14 protein-coding genes and 2 riboswitches are annotated in these 15,622 nt (G+C 55.6%); of the genes, 10 read left to right on the forward strand and 4 right to left on the reverse strand.

Going from position 1 to position 15,622, the window contains the following annotated elements:
- Positions 1-4: 4 nt before the first annotated feature.
- Positions 5-1,339 carry an aspartate aminotransferase family protein gene (locus FHI25_RS14805; protein WP_210519005.1) on the reverse strand — a complete coding sequence of 445 codons (1,335 nt, stop codon included), beginning with the start codon at positions 1,337-1,339 and terminating at the stop codon, positions 5-7.
- Positions 1,336-2,337, reverse strand: coding sequence for a phosphotransferase (locus tag FHI25_RS14810; protein WP_210519007.1), 1,002 nt, complete (start codon positions 2,335-2,337; stop codon positions 1,336-1,338). The genes FHI25_RS14805 and FHI25_RS14810 overlap by 4 nt, the downstream gene beginning before the upstream one ends.
- A 248-nt stretch (positions 2,338-2,585) precedes the next feature.
- Here FHI25_RS14810 and fabG point away from each other — a divergent pair, with 248 nt between their 5' ends.
- Positions 2,586-3,365 carry a 3-oxoacyl-ACP reductase FabG gene (fabG, locus tag FHI25_RS14815; protein WP_210519009.1) on the forward strand — a complete coding sequence of 260 codons (780 nt, stop codon included), beginning with the start codon at positions 2,586-2,588 and terminating at the stop codon, positions 3,363-3,365.
- An 81-nt stretch (positions 3,366-3,446) separates the two neighbouring features.
- Here the strand turns inward: fabG and FHI25_RS14820 are convergent, their stop codons facing one another.
- On the reverse strand, positions 3,447-3,980 hold the full coding sequence (locus FHI25_RS14820; protein WP_120225715.1) for a dihydrofolate reductase family protein: 534 nt from the start codon (positions 3,978-3,980) through the stop codon (positions 3,447-3,449).
- 162 nt (positions 3,981-4,142) lie between these two features.
- Complete coding sequence (locus FHI25_RS14825; protein ID WP_210519011.1) at positions 4,143-5,582, reverse strand: L-serine ammonia-lyase; 1,440 nt, start codon at positions 5,580-5,582, stop codon at positions 4,143-4,145.
- Positions 5,583-5,651: 69 nt separating this feature from the next.
- Positions 5,652-5,773: riboswitch (glycine riboswitch) on the reverse strand.
- A 2-nt stretch (positions 5,774-5,775) separates the two neighbouring features.
- A riboswitch (glycine riboswitch) is annotated at positions 5,776-5,881 on the reverse strand.
- Between the two features lie 273 nt (positions 5,882-6,154).
- Between FHI25_RS14825 and gpmI the strand changes: the two genes are divergently transcribed.
- The 9 genes from gpmI (at position 6,155) to FHI25_RS14870 (ending at position 15,536) form a co-directional block, all read left to right on the forward strand.
- Positions 6,155-7,747: a 2,3-bisphosphoglycerate-independent phosphoglycerate mutase gene (gene gpmI, locus FHI25_RS14830; RefSeq protein ID WP_210519013.1), complete on the forward strand. Its 1,593-nt coding sequence runs from the start codon at positions 6,155-6,157 to the stop codon at positions 7,745-7,747.
- Entirely contained in the window at positions 7,725-9,080 is a 1,356-nt protein-coding gene (locus tag FHI25_RS14835) for a peptidoglycan DD-metalloendopeptidase family protein (protein WP_210519015.1), read from the forward strand. Before gpmI ends, FHI25_RS14835 begins: the two co-directional genes overlap by 23 nt.
- 38 nt (positions 9,081-9,118) lie before the next feature.
- Positions 9,119-10,378, forward strand: coding sequence for a S41 family peptidase (locus FHI25_RS14840; protein ID WP_246879140.1), 1,260 nt, complete (start codon positions 9,119-9,121; stop codon positions 10,376-10,378).
- A gap of 34 nt (positions 10,379-10,412) precedes the next feature.
- Entirely contained in the window at positions 10,413-11,993 is a 1,581-nt protein-coding gene (locus tag FHI25_RS14845; RefSeq protein ID WP_349238022.1) for a divergent polysaccharide deacetylase family protein, read from the forward strand.
- Between the two features lie 42 nt (positions 11,994-12,035).
- The gene (locus tag FHI25_RS14850) at positions 12,036-12,563 is read left to right on the forward strand and encodes an RNA pyrophosphohydrolase (protein ID WP_008889836.1); all 528 of its coding nucleotides are present in this window, start codon (positions 12,036-12,038) and stop codon (positions 12,561-12,563) included.
- A 78-nt stretch (positions 12,564-12,641) separates the two neighbouring features.
- Entirely contained in the window at positions 12,642-12,830 is a 189-nt protein-coding gene (locus FHI25_RS14855; RefSeq protein WP_008889835.1) for a hypothetical protein, read from the forward strand.
- Between the two features lie 121 nt (positions 12,831-12,951).
- Positions 12,952-13,758 carry a methyltransferase domain-containing protein gene (locus FHI25_RS14860; RefSeq protein WP_210519017.1) on the forward strand — a complete coding sequence of 269 codons (807 nt, stop codon included), beginning with the start codon at positions 12,952-12,954 and terminating at the stop codon, positions 13,756-13,758.
- Positions 13,759-13,794: 36 nt separating this feature from the next.
- Positions 13,795-14,640 (forward strand): alpha/beta hydrolase, encoded by an 846-nt coding sequence (locus FHI25_RS14865; protein ID WP_064781169.1) that lies wholly within the window; start codon positions 13,795-13,797, stop codon positions 14,638-14,640.
- A 281-nt stretch (positions 14,641-14,921) separates the two neighbouring features.
- A complete protein-coding gene (locus tag FHI25_RS14870; RefSeq protein WP_210519019.1) occupies positions 14,922-15,536 on the forward strand; it encodes a hypothetical protein in 615 nt (204 codons plus the stop codon).
- The last annotated feature ends 86 nt before the right edge of the window (positions 15,537-15,622 follow it).

Consider the following 15,622-nt stretch of genomic DNA (forward strand, 5'->3'; position numbering starts at 1 on the left):
GCGCTTAGCGACAGGCGCGCAGCGACTTCGCCAGCGCCTCGATAAAGAAATCGACCTCGGACGATTTCAGGCAAAGCGGCGGGCGGATTTTCAATGTCTGGCCGTATTTCCCGGCCGCCCCGATCAGAACCCGGTTCTCGCGCATGGCATTAATGATATCACTGACCAGTTGCCCGCTGGTATTTTTCGGGTCGCCATCGGGTGACAGATCAACACCGATAAACAGGCCAGCCCCGCGTACATCGCTGATGCGGCCATCAATATCGGCCAGATGTAGCAACCCTTCGCGCAATGATTTGCCACAAAGTGCTGCATTGGTCTGAACGTTTTCATCGCGGATAACATTCAAAACGGCCAAGCCCGTCGCCGATGCCACCGGGCTTGCGGCAAAGGTGTTGAAATATCCGACATCGTCGCAAAATGCGCTGAGCAATTCCGGACGCACGGCAATGCCCGCCATCGGAAAACCATTGCCCATCGGTTTGCCCATGCTGACGATATCGGGTTCGACATCGTGTCGGGCAAAGCCCCAAAAGGCATCGCCGGTTCTGCCAAATCCCGGCTGCACTTCATCGGCAATAAACAGCCCGCCTGCCCGATGGACAATCGCGACCGCAAGACGCAGGAAACCACGCGGGTTGGAAAACACACCGTCACTCGAAAAAATGCTGTCGGCGATCAGGGCTGCTACCCCATAACCGCGATCCTGCAAAACCAGTGCGGCCTTGTTGACCTCATCTGCAAAACCAGCAGCGATATCATCGCCGTAGGTAAGCTTGCTGGGGGCTGGAATGGCAATGACGTGATCGGGCAGGTTGCCCCGTTTGAATGCAGATGGCGAAATGTCGGTCACCGCTGCCGTGTTGCCGTGATAGGCGGACTCAGTCACGATAAAACCACTGGCACCCGTCGCACGCTGGGCAATGCGCAACGCAAGGTCATTTGCCTCGCTGCCACTGCAGGTCAGGACGATGTTTTCAAGGTAATTCGGAAATGTCGCCTTCAGACGATCGAGATATTCCTCGGTCGTTTGGTGCAGATAACGACTGTTGATATTAAGCTTCGCGGCCTGCTCGGCCATGGCGGCCACCACACGCGGATGGCAATGCCCGACCGAGGGCACATTGTTATAGAAATCCAGATAGCTGGTGCCATCCGCCGCCGTCATCCAGCAGCCTGATCCCGACACCATTTCAATCGGATCGCGGTAAAACAGAACCGATGCCGCGCCAAAGTTCCGGGTGCGGCGCGACAAAAGGTCATCGCCCTCCTTGGTCTGCGCGAAAGACGTTTTGCCATCATAGGCGTTCATATCAAGGATAGGGCGCACAGGCTTCATTTCGCATTCTCGGCTGTCAGATAATCCTGCGCCATTTGCAGGGTCCCGGCGGTAAAGCCCGTGCCCATTTCCTGCGCGGTCGGTGTTTCCGGATGACTTGCGATCCAGGCAGTCAAAAGCAGGCGACGCAGCATCACAAAGCTATCAAGCATCGCCGCGTCACTGGCCGAAAACGGGGCTACGGTCCGGTATCCTTCGACCCAGGCCTCTTTCAGTGCCGGGACAATCGGATCAAGTTCGATAAAGCTGATCGCTGCTGCAAAGTCATAACCAAACCAGCCAAAACCGCAGTCATCGAAATCAATCACACCCAGCCGGTCGCCATCGACCAGAAGGTTTGCCAAACGCAAATCGGCGTGGATCAGACCATATCGATCATTGCCCATCCCGAAAGACGCAAGCTTCTGATCAAGATGGCTGCATAGACGTTCAAGCAACGCCAGACCATCGTCATCAAGGCCCGTTGCGTCCCGCCAATCCCCCCAATGCGGATTGGCGCCAAGGGTGGTATCGAACGTCCAGCTTTTGCGCACAAAATTAACCGATCGCGTCCATTGCCGCGCATGACCATGCAGGCGCGCACTGATCGCGCCCAGCTTGAAAAATCCATCAACCAGCGCCTCATCAGCAGAGGGTTCGGCGCCACGCATGAAATCAAACGCGACCACATGGCGACTGACCCCGCCCTGATCAAACTCGGCAACCAGTGACCCGTCACTGCGCATGCGTGGCTTGGGTGTGTCGACGATGTCACTGGCCCGAAGGGCATTGATCCAGGCGAGCTCAGACTCGATTTCCGCACGGGTGTGATAGCCCGGCCGATGAACGCGCAGAATCAGTTTTGCTCCGCTATTTGGATCGGTTGCCAAAAAGGTCGCATTTTCCGAAACGGTCAGAAGAGACACCTCGGCATCCGGCTCCATGCCCCAACCGGGCAGCACTGATATGGCGCCCTCTTTTAGGACATCAATCATGTTGTCATCGTAAATGCCGCCCAATTGATGCCTCCTGTCGCTATCTCTGAACGCCTCGAAACGGATGTTGCGCCCCGTTCCACGACCGCCTCAATGCTATTTTGTGAATAATGCGGCACGAAATGTGTAACTTGCAACATTTTTTGTTGCATCACGGAATATTTCGACCAATCATCGAGAAAACATAACGCAGCGCACAATCACGGAACCGGCAATCCGCAGCACACCGCAAAGCTGGCGCATTGCCCAATGACTTCACGAAAGGATCGACCATGCTGACTTCGATTTCCGGCAAAAGCGTCATCATCACCGGTGGCTCAAAGGGCATTGGCAAGGGCATCGCCAAGGTATTTGCCAGCAAGGGCACCAAGGTCATGATCGCCGCCCGCACCGAAAAGGACGCGGCCGCGACGGTGGATGAAATCAAGGCTGCCGGGGGCACCGCCGATATGTTCCTGTGTGATGTCTCGGATTTTGATCAGGTTTCCGCGCTTGCCGACTACACGGCCAAGACCTTTGACGGGATTGATATCCTGTGCGCCAATGCCGGAATCTTTCCACAGGTCAAGATGGTCGATATGACGGCGGATGACTGGGATCAGGTGATGTCGACCAACCTTAAAAGCAGCTTCTTGTGCGTGAAGGCCTGCATTCCCTATTTCGAAAAACTCGGCAAGGGTCGCGTGGTGATCACGTCCTCGATCACCGGGCCGGTTACCGGTTATCCCGGATGGTCGCACTATGGCGCGTCAAAGGCCGGCCAGCTTGGCTTTATCAAGACCGCCGCCATGGAATTGTCGCGCTATAACACGACAATCAATGCCGTCATGCCCGGCAATATCATGACAGAGGGACTGGCCGATCTTGGCGAGGATTATCTGAGCTCGATGGCAAACTCGATCCCGCTGAAACGTCTGGGCAGTGTCGAGGATATCGCCAATGCCGCCCTGTTCTTTGCATCCGATGAAGCGGCCTATATCACCGGCCAGCAGATCGTGGTCGATGGTGGTCAGATCCTGCCGGAATCGCTTGAGGCACTTGAAGAGATCTAAGCCTTCATCCTGCGCCAAAATCGCACAGAAACACAAAGCCCGCATCCGGTTCACCAGATGCGGGCTCGTTTATTTTCGGGCTTAGGCCAAACCGTACTGGCTGCGCACAACACCGGAATTGTATCGCTCGGACGCCAGAAGACGGGGTTTGATGCCCCCGGCGTCACGCCCGAACAACGATATTCCAGAGCCCAGCACTTCCGGGATCGTAAAGATATCAAGCTGATCGGCAAAACCGCCAAACAGGAACTGTGTCACCACACTGCCCCCGCCGACGACCCAGATGTCACCGTCCGCTGACCGCCGGTCGCGCAATTGATCGACCAGTTCGATGATACTCCCGCCATAGGCCTCGGTATTGGCAGGCCGATCTTTGGGCAGGTCGCGTGAAGTCAAAACGATTGTGCGGCGGGCCTCATAGGGCCAGTCGCCAAATTCCATCACCTGATCAAAGGTGTTTCGCCCGATGATCAGCGTACCGACGGAGTCCAGAAAGTCATCAAAGCCGAACTCGGCCGGGTCATATTCCCCCAACCAGTCCACCGCACCATTAGCACGCGCAATGAAGCCATCTAGACTGACCGCGATGTAAATGCGGAACAGTTTTTTGCTCATGTCTATGTCCAACCGATATTGGGGTCTTTGCCCCTATTTTTAGTCGGCAAATCATAGCAAAACACCAACCGCAAGTCGCAAGAAACAAGAACAGAAAACCGTATAATTTACATATCAGATACCCAAAAGCCCGGTTTTCCGCCCTATTCTTAAGAGTTGGGATCAGCACTCGACCACGTTGACATTGACCGCAAGACCGCCCTGGCTGGTTTCCTTGTACTTGCTTTGCATGTCGAGTCCCGTCTGACGCATGGTCTCGATCACCTTATCAAGCGACACGGTATGCTGTCCGTCACCGCGCAATGCCAGACGTGCCGCATTGATCGCCTTGACCGCACCCATGGTGTTGCGTTCGATGCAGGGCACCTGCACCAGACCGCCAATCGGATCGCAGGTCAGGCCAAGGTTATGTTCCATCCCGATCTCGGCAGCGTTTTCGACCTGTTCGGGCGTTCCACCCAGCACGGCACACAGCGCGCCAGCCGCCATTGAACAGGCAACACCGACCTCGCCCTGACAGCCAACTTCGGCCGCCGAGATTGAGGCGCGCTTTTTATAGATCGATCCGATGGCCGCCGCAGTTAAAAGGAATTCACGAATTTTGTGCTGATTGGCGTTGGCACCAAACTTCTCGTAATAACGCAGAACCGCGGGAATAACACCGGCCGCCCCGTTCGTTGGTGCGGTCACAACCCGACCACCTGCGGCGTTTTCTTCGTTCACGGCAAGGGCATAAAGATTAACCCAGTCAATCACTGTTAGCGGATCTCGCAGGCCGGCTTCGGGCTTTTCGGTCAGTTCCTTGTAAAGGTTTGATGCCCGGCGTTTAACATTCAGGCCACCGGGCAAGATACCGTCGGTTTTGATGCCACGGTCAATGCAGTTCATCATCGCGTCGTGAACGCGATCAACAAAAGCGATGGTTTCATCAGAGCTGCGCCAGCTTTGCTCGTTCTCCATCATGATTTCCGCGATGGAGCGCCCCTCGCGCTTGCAGATTTCCATCAGTTCATCGGCGGACGAAAACGGAAATGGCAAGGTGATGTTATCGCCGGAATATTCCGCACCGTGATCGTCACTGGAAACGATAAAGCCACCCCCGACCGAGAAATATTCCTGGGTATGGATTTTCACGCCATCGTGGTCAAAGGCAGTAATGCGCATGCCATTGGGATGCTGCGTCAGGGTTTCGGTGAAATGAAACACCAGATTGGTATCGCGGTTAAACGCAACCGGATACTGCCCGTAAAGCTGCAACTGACTGGTTTCATCAATCGCCTTCACAGTCGGCACAATATCATCAGGATCAATATTGCGCGGGCGCTTGCCATTCAGGCCCATGATCACCGCAGTATCGGTTGCGTGCCCCTTGCCGGTCAGGGCAAGCGACCCATAAAGATCAACCACAACACTGCCGGTCTTTTGCAAAAGATTGCGCGCCTCAAGCTCAAGGCAGAAACGATATCCCGCACGCATCGGGCCAACCGTATGCGAACTCGAAGGACCGATACCAATCGTGTAAAGGTCGACAACCGAAAGGTTGACGTCATGTTGGGATTTCTTTTGCGATCCCGAAGAGGGATCGGTCGCGGGATTTGTCATCAAGGGCCTCCTTCACGGCTCAATAACGCGCTTGTTTTCGCGCTGTTTACGAACCGGTGTTTTTGCCCCCTCTGTCCCTTGACCTGAGATTATCCGCCCTGCCCGATCAAGATCGGCTTGGGGCGTTCATCCTTCGGTGGAAACCTGACCAGCGCTTTCTCCCAGGCGCTTTTTGGTTTCTCTCTCCAGAGCCTCTTCCGTGACGGTCCATCTGCCTGAGAGTGTTTATGAGGCATTGCTCCTTCGGCGCCGTACATCATGCAAATCGCGTGATATCCGAACTCTCCCGTCACGGTGCGAGATAACATTTCTGCCACCTCAGAGGTTCACCGTCAGATTGAACACTATCTGCGTCTTTAGACACTGTCAAAAGAACTGGTTTGCATCTGCAAAATTTTCTGCGGCAGATGCTGTTAAGCAACGGTAATCGTGCTAAATTGCCCGGGTAATTGATGTACCTGTCGTGCGCGAAGACTGACCCACCCTGTCCGCATGGCGGGATTGATAGCGAAAGAGCCCGTAAGTCACCATATTTACGGGACATTCAGCCTTTTCCTTTATCTGTGGGGTTTATGAACGTGACTGTATCGAATTCCGTAAAGCGCCCGCGCCCTGTGGTGCTGTGCATTCTGGACGGCTGGGGTTATCGCGAAGAAAGCAAGGACAACGCTGTCGCCCTTGCCAACACGCCTGTCTGGGATGACCTTTACGCCAACAATCCAACCGGGTTCCTCAAGGCCTGCGGTCTGGATGTTGGCCTGCCCGAAGGTCAGATGGGCAATTCGGAAGTCGGCCACATGAACCTGGGTGCTGGCCGTGTGGTCATGCAGGAACTGCCCAAAATTGACGAGGCCGTCAAAACCGGCACCATCGCCGATACCGACACCGTCAAAAAGATCATCGCCAAACTTTCCGATTCCAAGGGCGTTTGCCATATCGCGGGTCTTCTGTCCGAAGGCGGGGTGCATTCCCATCAGGCCCACATGGCTGCCCTAGCCAAGATCATTGCGAGTGCCGGTGTGCCGGTAAAAATTCACGCCTATCTTGATGGCCGTGATACCGCACCGAAAAGTGCCGCCAAGTTCCTTGAGAAATTCCGCGCCCTGATCGGCGATGCTGATGTTGAAATCGCCACCGTCACCGGCCGTTATTACGCCATGGACCGCGACAATCGCTGGGAACGCGTAAGCCAGGCCTATTTCACCATGGTTCAGGGCAAGAATTACGCCGATGGCCGCGGTGCTGACAGTGCGGAGGCTGCGATTGCCAACGCCTATGAAGCCGGCACCACCGATGAATTCGTTCTGCCAACCGTGATTGGCGATTATGACGGCATGAAGGACGGCGACGGCCTTCTGATGACCAATTTCCGGGCGGATCGCGCACGTGAAATCCTTGCCGCCCTTTGCGCACCGGAATTTGACGGCTTTGATCGCCGCACGCCGGTCAAGTTCGCCGTTCAGGCCGGGATGGTCGAATATTCGTCCGAACATGCCAAATACATGGATGCGATCTATCCGCCGCAGACCCTGCCAAACATCTTTGGCGAAGTGGTTTCCAAGGCAGGTATGAAGCAGCTTCGCATCGCCGAGACCGAAAAATACCCGCATGTTTCGTTCTTCTTTAACGGCGGCGAAGAACAGGTATTCGAGGGCGAGGACCGCATTCTGGTCGCCTCCCCCAAAGTCGCGACCTATGACCTGCAGCCGGAAATGTCGGCACCGGAAGTCACCGAAAAACTGGTCGCCGCCATCAAGTCGGAAAAATACGACACCATCATCCTGAACTTTGCCAACCCCGACATGGTCGGCCATAGCGGCATCCTTGAAGCCGCGATGAAGGCCGCCGAGGCGGTTGATACCTGCCTTGGCAAGGTGATTGATGCGATCAAGTCTGTCGGTGGCGTTGCCTTTGTTACTGCTGATCACGGCAACTGCGAAGTGATGGTCGATCCGGAAACCGGTGAACCGCACACGGCACATACACTTAATCTCGTTCCGACCATCCTTGTTAACGGTCCGGAAGGGGTAACATTGGAAGATGGTCGTTTGGCCGATGTCGCACCGACCTTGCTGCAATTGCTTGGCGTGCCGCAACCGGCAGAAATGACTGGTAAACCCTTGCTTAAGGGCCTGAAACAGAATGACGCGCTTCTTGCGAGCTAAGTTAGCTTATGAGATCGCCCTGCCTGCGCTGATCGCTTTTGCGGTTTTTGCTGCAGGCGGGGCTGCGCCTTCTTTTGCCCAATCGCTGCAAAAGGTTGATCAGCAACTTGATCAACTTGAAAACCAGCTTTCCGAACAGCAAAAGCAGGAAGAGTTCCTGTCGCGCAAATCACGGGAACTCTGGACCGAGGAACAAGCCCTTCAGTCCGAGGCGATATCTGTCGCCAGACGCACCCAGCGCCTTGAAACGACGCTGACCGAGCTGGAAGATCAGCTCGAAACGCTTGAAGCACGTGAAAAGGTCGCAGCCACCAGCCTCGAAGACAAGGCCGGGCAATATGCCCGCATCCTCATGGCCCTGCAGCGCCTGTCGACCACCCCGCCCGAAGCGGTTATTGCCCTCCCGACATCTCCGCAGGATACGTTGCGTTCGGCAGTGTTACTTAAGGCCGCCCTGCCCGGTGTCGAACAGCACGCCCGCGATTTGCGCAAGGAACTGGGCGAAATTGCCACGCTGCGCGAAGATATTCGCAATCGGCGCAGCGAATTGGCCGCTGCCACCCAGGAATTGCAACAAGAACGCGCATCTCTTGCCGCCCTTCTGGATGAAAAGCGCCGCCTACGCGCCCAGACAGAGGCCGAAGCCGAAGAAGCCGCCAAGGCGGTAAGTGCACTTGCCGATGAAGCCAAATCACTGGGCGAGCTTTTGCGTAATCTGGAAAATCGTGCCGAAGGGCTGCCACGCCCGCGCGCCCGTCCGGAAGTTCGTGTTGCGACACGTACCGAACCGGATGCAGACACGCTTGGTGCGACAACAATTGCCAAAAACACACCGCCACCGCCGCCCGAAAGCAAATCTGATGCGGGCAAGACCGGCGGCAACGACACCAGCGACGAAGAATTCGCTGTTGGCAGCTCGATCACACTGGCACAAGGCAACCTCCGCATGCCCGCCAGTGGTAAAGTGGTTACACTTTTTGGTGAAAAATCACGCGGCCCGGATGGTTTGACCGTAAACAGGTCCAAGGGAATTGAGATCAGCACACGCGCAAATGCGCAGGTTGTCTCACCTTTTGACGGCAAAGTTGTCTTTGCAGGTCCGTTCCGCGGATATGGCCGGCTCTTGATTATCGAACACGGCGAAGGATACCATAGCCTTATCGCCGGTTTTGATCGGCTGGACAGTGTGGTAGGACAATATCTATTGGCGGGCGAACCTGTTGGTATTATGGGTGAAACTTCGCCAAAACTATATCTGGAGATGCGCCAGAACGGGGAAGCAATCAATCCGCTTCCATGGCTGGCCTCGAAAAACGGCAAGGTAAGTGGATGAAAACCTCACGATTGGCAGTACTCGCACTCGCGACCGGCATGACTATCGGCCTTGCGTCGCCAGTTTTGGCGCAATCTTCAACCTCCTCGGCTGAGACCTATCGGCTGCTCAACCTGTTTGGCGATGTGTTCGAACAGGTCAAAAGCAAATATGTCGAAGACGTCGATGACAAAAAACTGATCGAAGCGGCCATCAACGGCATGCTGACATCGCTTGATCCGCACTCCTCATATCTGAATATGGATAATTTCGAGGAAATGCAGGTCGATACCCGCGGCGAATTCGGTGGTCTTGGCATCGAAGTCACCATGGAAGACGGCTTTGTCAAAGTCATCGCCCCGATCTATGACACGCCCGCCGAAAAGGCAGGCCTTCAGCCGGGCGACTTCATTACGCATATCGATGGCACCGCCATTCGCGGCATGACGCTGAATGACGCGGTTGAGATGATGCGCGGCAAGGTCAATACCGACATCGTTCTGACCATCATTCGCAAGGGTGAACAGGCACCATTTGACGTGACCCTGACCCGTGCGGTGATCAAGATCCAGTCGGTCCGCGCCGAACCGAAAGACGATATCGGCTATATCCGTATCACCAAGTTCAACGAACAGACCGCCAGCGGCCTGCAGCGCGCCATTGCTGACATGCGCGAAGAAATCGGTCCTGAAATCAAGGGTCTGGTGATTGACCTGCGCAACAACCCGGGCGGTTTGCTTGATCAGGCGATTTCGGTTTCCGATGCCTTCCTTGATAAGGGTGAAATCGTATCGACCCGTCCGCGTGATACCGAAAACACCGAACGTTACAATGCACGCAGCGGTGACCTCAGCGAAGGTTTGCCGATTGTTGTTCTGATCAATGATGGCTCTGCTTCGGCTTCCGAAATCGTTGCAGGCGCGCTTCAGGATCACCGCCGTGCGGTCATTATGGGTACGCGAAGCTTTGGCAAGGGATCGGTCCAGACCATCCTGCCGATGCCCGGAAACGTGGCACTTCGTCTGACCACGGCGCGCTATTACACGCCGTCAGGCAAATCCATTCAGGAAGTCGGCATTGTGCCGGACATCATTGTTCCGCAGGCACGCGTCGAAAGCATCGAGGCGGATACCCGTCGCTCCGAAGCATCGCTTAGTGGCGCCCTTCGCAACGAGGACGAAGGCATCACAGATGCGGAACAGGATGCAAATTCCCGCCGTGACGAGGCCGAACAGCTGGCGATTGATGATTATCAGCTGTCGCGTGCGCTTGACATGATCCGGGGTATTTCGCTGTTTGGCCCGCGTCCGAATGGGTAAGGTTGGACCCGGCATCGTGAGAGACTAGTTGCGCGTGTTCAGGAAAATCCTAAATTCCCTGCCGTTCCGAAAGAAAAAGAACGGTGACATCGACGAGGACATGGCCAGTGATTTGGCCGACGACCTTGGCGACGGGATGACTGACGCCGACGACGATGAAGACAACGTCAATCTCGATGACTTGCCCTTTAATGAACTGCCGATCGAAGTGCAGTTCAAACGAATGCCAAAGCGACCGAAATCACGGCGTAGCTGGCTTTCGAAACTGCTGATCATTACCCTGTTCCTGTCGCCATTTTGCGCAACAGCGGTCGCGATGATCCCGGTGCTTGATCCGGAAACCGGCTGGCGGCTGTTTCATGCTGGCGGGCCGGAAGCCACGATCACGGTTCCGGGCACCGAACGCGAACTCCAAGAAGAAATCGCGCGCGGTGTTAAGGACATTCAGGATCGCGATCGCGCCGCGATGGAGGCAGCAAATGGTGCGAATGGCCAAGGTCAGTCGGCCGAAGACATTGCCGGCAACCTTGATGGCGTTTCCGACCTGATCGGAACACCGGGCACAACCGATGGCACCGGTGATGGCGCCCCGACACCAGAAGAACTCGCCGCCCTGATCGAGGAAGAAGGATCGTTCGACGAACCGATCGAACCCGATCCCTTGCGCCCGGCCCCGCTGCCCGGTCTTGACGAGGAAGGCAGTTTTGGCCGCATCCCGCGTATCGGCGATGATGGCACCACACCGTTTGAAGCCTACAAGCGCCCGTTCGAACTGCCCGAAGGTACCCCGGTTGTCGCCGTCATGCTGACCGGGGTTGGCCTGAACGAAGAACGCACCGACGCGGCCATCAATGATCTGCCGCTGAACATTTCACTGGCGATTTCGCCCTATGCCCGCGATTTGCAAACGGTTGCCCGCGAAGCGCGCGCCATGGGCCACGAGGTTTTCCTTGAACTTCCTATGGAACCGGCAGACTTCCCGCTGTCAGACCCCGGACCGCGCGCACTTTTGACATCCCTCTCAGAGGGTGAAAACCTTGTCCGTCTGGAATGGTTGTTGGCACGTTTCCCAGGCTATGCCGGTCTGGTCAGCCGTCAGGGGTCGAAATTCGGCAGCCTCGATAGCGCCATTCGCCCGGTGATCGAATTCATTTCGCGTACTGGTCTTATGTATGTCGAAGGCACCGGAAGCGGTGTCGCCAGCTATGGCGCGCAACTGGCGGCAAACGATGGAACACCGAATGCGATCAGCAATGTCATCATTGATGACACACCAAGCCGCCGCCACATTGACAGGCGACTGGCCGAACTGGTCGAGATCGCCAAACGCAATGGCGTAGCCGTCGGGATCGCGCAATCCTACCCGGTGACGATCCAGCGACTACGCAACTGGGCCTTCCGCCTGAAACGCCAGGGGGTCGTTCTGGTCCCGGTCAGTGCCGTATCAGGCCAGCAGGTCACGCCGCAATCTGCCGACGAGGCAGAGGCCGCCCGTCTTGAAGCCGAAGAACGCGAACGTGAGGTCATGGCCGAACAGGCAGAGCAGGAAGAAGCACTTTCGGAACCTGCCGATCCTGCGGAGCCCGACGAACCCGCCAACACAATCGAGAACTAATGACAGATGCCGGTACCCCGGCCCTGTCAGTCAGGAGCAGTCATGGCAAAGAAGTCCGACACCCCGAACGCAGACAAAGTCACGGCAGATGATCTTCCGTATCGGCCATGCGTCGGTATTGCCCTGTTTAACGCAGACGGATTGGTCTGGATGGGGAACCGTTTCGGGTTTGAAGGCGCCTGGCAACTGCCACAAGGCGGTATTGATGATGGCGAAACGCCGATTGAAGCCGCCATGCGCGAACTCAAGGAAGAAATCGGCACCGACAAGGCCGAAATCATTTCCGAAACACCGAACTGGCTGACCTATGATCTGCCCGAACACCTGATTGGCAAGGCGTTCAAGGGCAAGTATCGCGGCCAGAAACAAAAATGGTTCGCCATGCGCTTTACCGGCAAGGACAAACACATCAATATTGATGTCCCGGATCCGGAATTTGACAGCTGGCGCTGGAACGATCTGGCGACCCTGCCGGACCTTATCGTGCCGTTCAAAAGGCCGGTTTATTTACAAATTGCCGCCGAGTTTCATGACATACCGCAAAGAATTCGCGAAAAGGGTCAGGCATAAGACGATGTTTGCGGTTTGATCGCAGTACAGTTTTCGATAAATTTGAATAACAAACATTCGGCTTAGAGGAGTTCCAACATGGGTATGGATCGGTTGATCTTTGGTGTTCTGACCATCGTGGTCGGTCTTTTCGGCCTGTTTTACGCGTCAGGTTCGCAGGACGGTTATTCCTACTTCGTCGGACTTGCGATGTTCATTGGTGCCGTACTGTTCATGTTCCATCTGATCAAGGGCCATTATGACCAGCTCGAAGCGTCCGATCACTGATCGCTGTTTTTGATGTGTCATCGGATTTATGCGCCCCAACCTCTGGTCTGGGGCGCTTGTTTTTGTCTGCACCTCTCCTCGATGCTTCAAATGACATCCGAAACGCGATAAGACTTTCCCCATGAGCAATACACACTGGGATCCCGCCCGCTACGGTTTGTTTGGCAATGAACGCCTGCGACCGGCCATCGATCTGATTTCGCGTTTGCCCAAACCGGCAAGCGGATTTTCACCGCATCATATTGTCGACCTTGGCTGTGGCCCGGGTTCGGTAACAGCCATACTTGCCGATGCATATGGCTCAAGCGATCCTGCCGGACCACGTATCACAGGTGTTGATTCGTCAGACGAGATGCTTGAAACCGCGCGCAAGCGGGATGAAAACATCACCTGGCAAAAGGCCGACATCGCCGACTGGCAACCGGACGCGCCCGTTGATCTGCTGTTTTCCAATGCGGCCCTGCACTGGGTGCCCGATCACTCAAAGCTGTTTCCGCGCCTTCTTGAACATCTTCGCCCCGGCGGCATCATCGCCATTCAGGTGCCGAACAATTTCCTGGCACCCAGCCACCAGTTGATCGGCGAAGCGGGCATGGACTGGCGCAAGGAAGTGGCAACCGCGATGCATGCGGCCCGCATCATGCGCCCGGGTGATTATTTCGATGTGCTGACACCTGCATGTGACGAAGTCGACCTTTGGCAGACGCAATATTGTCACGTGCTGACCGGGCCAGATGCGGTCTATAACTGGACCAGTTCAACCATCCTGCGTCCCGTCATGGATGCCCTGCCTGATGATGAAGCGCGCGCAAAATTCACTGCGAAATACAAGGAACGGCTTAATCAGGTCTATCCGTCACGCGATGACGGACGTACCCTGTTTCCGTTCAATCGCCTGTTCATGATCGCCCGCAAGAAGTCCGCCTGATGATCCGAACAATACATCCCTGACAAGGAGCACCCCATGGCCGATTTTCGCGAACATTTCGTCAAATGCTGTGGCTATGAAGTCCATGTCAGGGCGTGGGGAAATCCGGCCAATCGACCGCTTTTGATGATGCACGGGCTTGCCCGGCTGGCCGATGACTTTGACCATGTCGCGCCGCATTTCACCGACAAATATTATGTCCTCTGTCCATCAATGATCGGGCGGGGATTTTCCGGTTGGGCCAGCGACCCGGACACGGAATACACCGTGCCCTTCTATGTCGCGCAGATGTTTGAACTGCTCGATCATTTCAACATTGATACCTGCGACTGGATCGGCACATCCATGGGTGGCCTGATTGGCCTTTACGCCACAACCGAAGTTGCCGGACGTATCGAACGGCTGGTGCTTAATGACATTGGCCCCGAACTTGATCCTGCTGCGGTTGCCCGCATCAAATCCTATGTCGGGGCGTCCCCGGAATTTGAAACCATCGACGAGGTCGAACAGCTTGTTCGGCTGGTTTATGCATCCTTCGGCGTGGCCGATGATGCGACTTGGGCCTTTTTGGCATCGCGTTCCGTACGTCGCCTGCCCAATGGCAATTTCATGATGCATTACGACCCGCAAGTGATGCGCGTTTTTGCCGAACATATTGATAACTTTGATGCCTGGGCCGAATTTGAAGCCCTGCCCTGCCCGGTCATGCTGATCAGTGGCGAACAGTCCGATCTGATTCCGAAATCCATCGTCGATAAAATGAAGCAGAAAAAACCACAAATGCCAGTTTTTGCAGTGGCGAACTGCGGGCACGCACCCCACTTAAATGATAAAGCGCAAATCGACGCAATTCGGGACTTTCTGAGCACGAGCACATCCTGACCGGCAATCCCCGGTAAATCGCAGGATCAAGTCACGCCTGAAAACCCCCGTCCGTCAAGAACCCGATGAAGTTTGCTGCGCGCCAAGAACGCAGCAGGGGTTCAACGGTTGTTGGTTGGGACCGACAAAATCAAACCATTCAAGCGTCCGGCAAAGGACGCAGTCTGGCTGTTGCCTCGATTGCTGTGGTTGTTTGATCACCTGTGGGCACAGGCGACATGAAAAAGCTGCATTGGCCAAATTGGGCAAAAAGACACCGGATATGGATATTTCTGACGGCTTTGCTGCATGCGGGTCTGGTTCAGAACGCCTCGGCTTTTGCCCAATCGCTTCAAACTGAACCAACATCGCAAACTGGCGTCACGTTGATCCCGGGCGGCAGCGCATTTGGCCCCGGCGGCATTTCATCCTCAAACCCAACCGGCTTTGATCGCAGTTTTACCCCGTCGGCGCGCTATGGCCTGACACTTGGTCCCGATGCAACAGATCCTCACAATCCGGCACAGTACTGGCTTGAATTTGGTGGCACGCCGCGTTCTGATCACGGCATGAATGCGCAAATCGGGTTTGGCTATTCACCGTCTCCTGATGTCGGTTTTACCGTCGGACCGTTCCTTGATCTTGATGCCGCGACGCCGGGCAATTTCGGTGTTTACCAGACCGATGCATTCGGTATGCAACATCGTGCGCGTTCAAGGTTCGGTTTTACCGGCACAGGCTTGACCAACGATGCCGGACTTGCTGGCTCCCTGTCCTACATGCCGCTCGAAGATATCTGGATCGGTCTGCATGGCTCGGTTTCACGTGATTTGACCACAACGAGCCCCAGTGACGGTCTACTTGATGGCATTGATGCCATGTTGGGGCTGACGGCCAGATACCGGATCCAGTTCTGATATTGCAATCGCGCACCGTATGCCAACGCCCCTGACAATTCCCAATTCGGATGTTGCGCAGCGCTGGCAGTGCTGTATGACTGTTT

The sequence above is a fragment of the Thalassospira sp. ER-Se-21-Dark genome (genome assembly GCF_017922435.1).
GTDB lineage: Bacteria > Pseudomonadota > Alphaproteobacteria > Rhodospirillales > Thalassospiraceae > Thalassospira.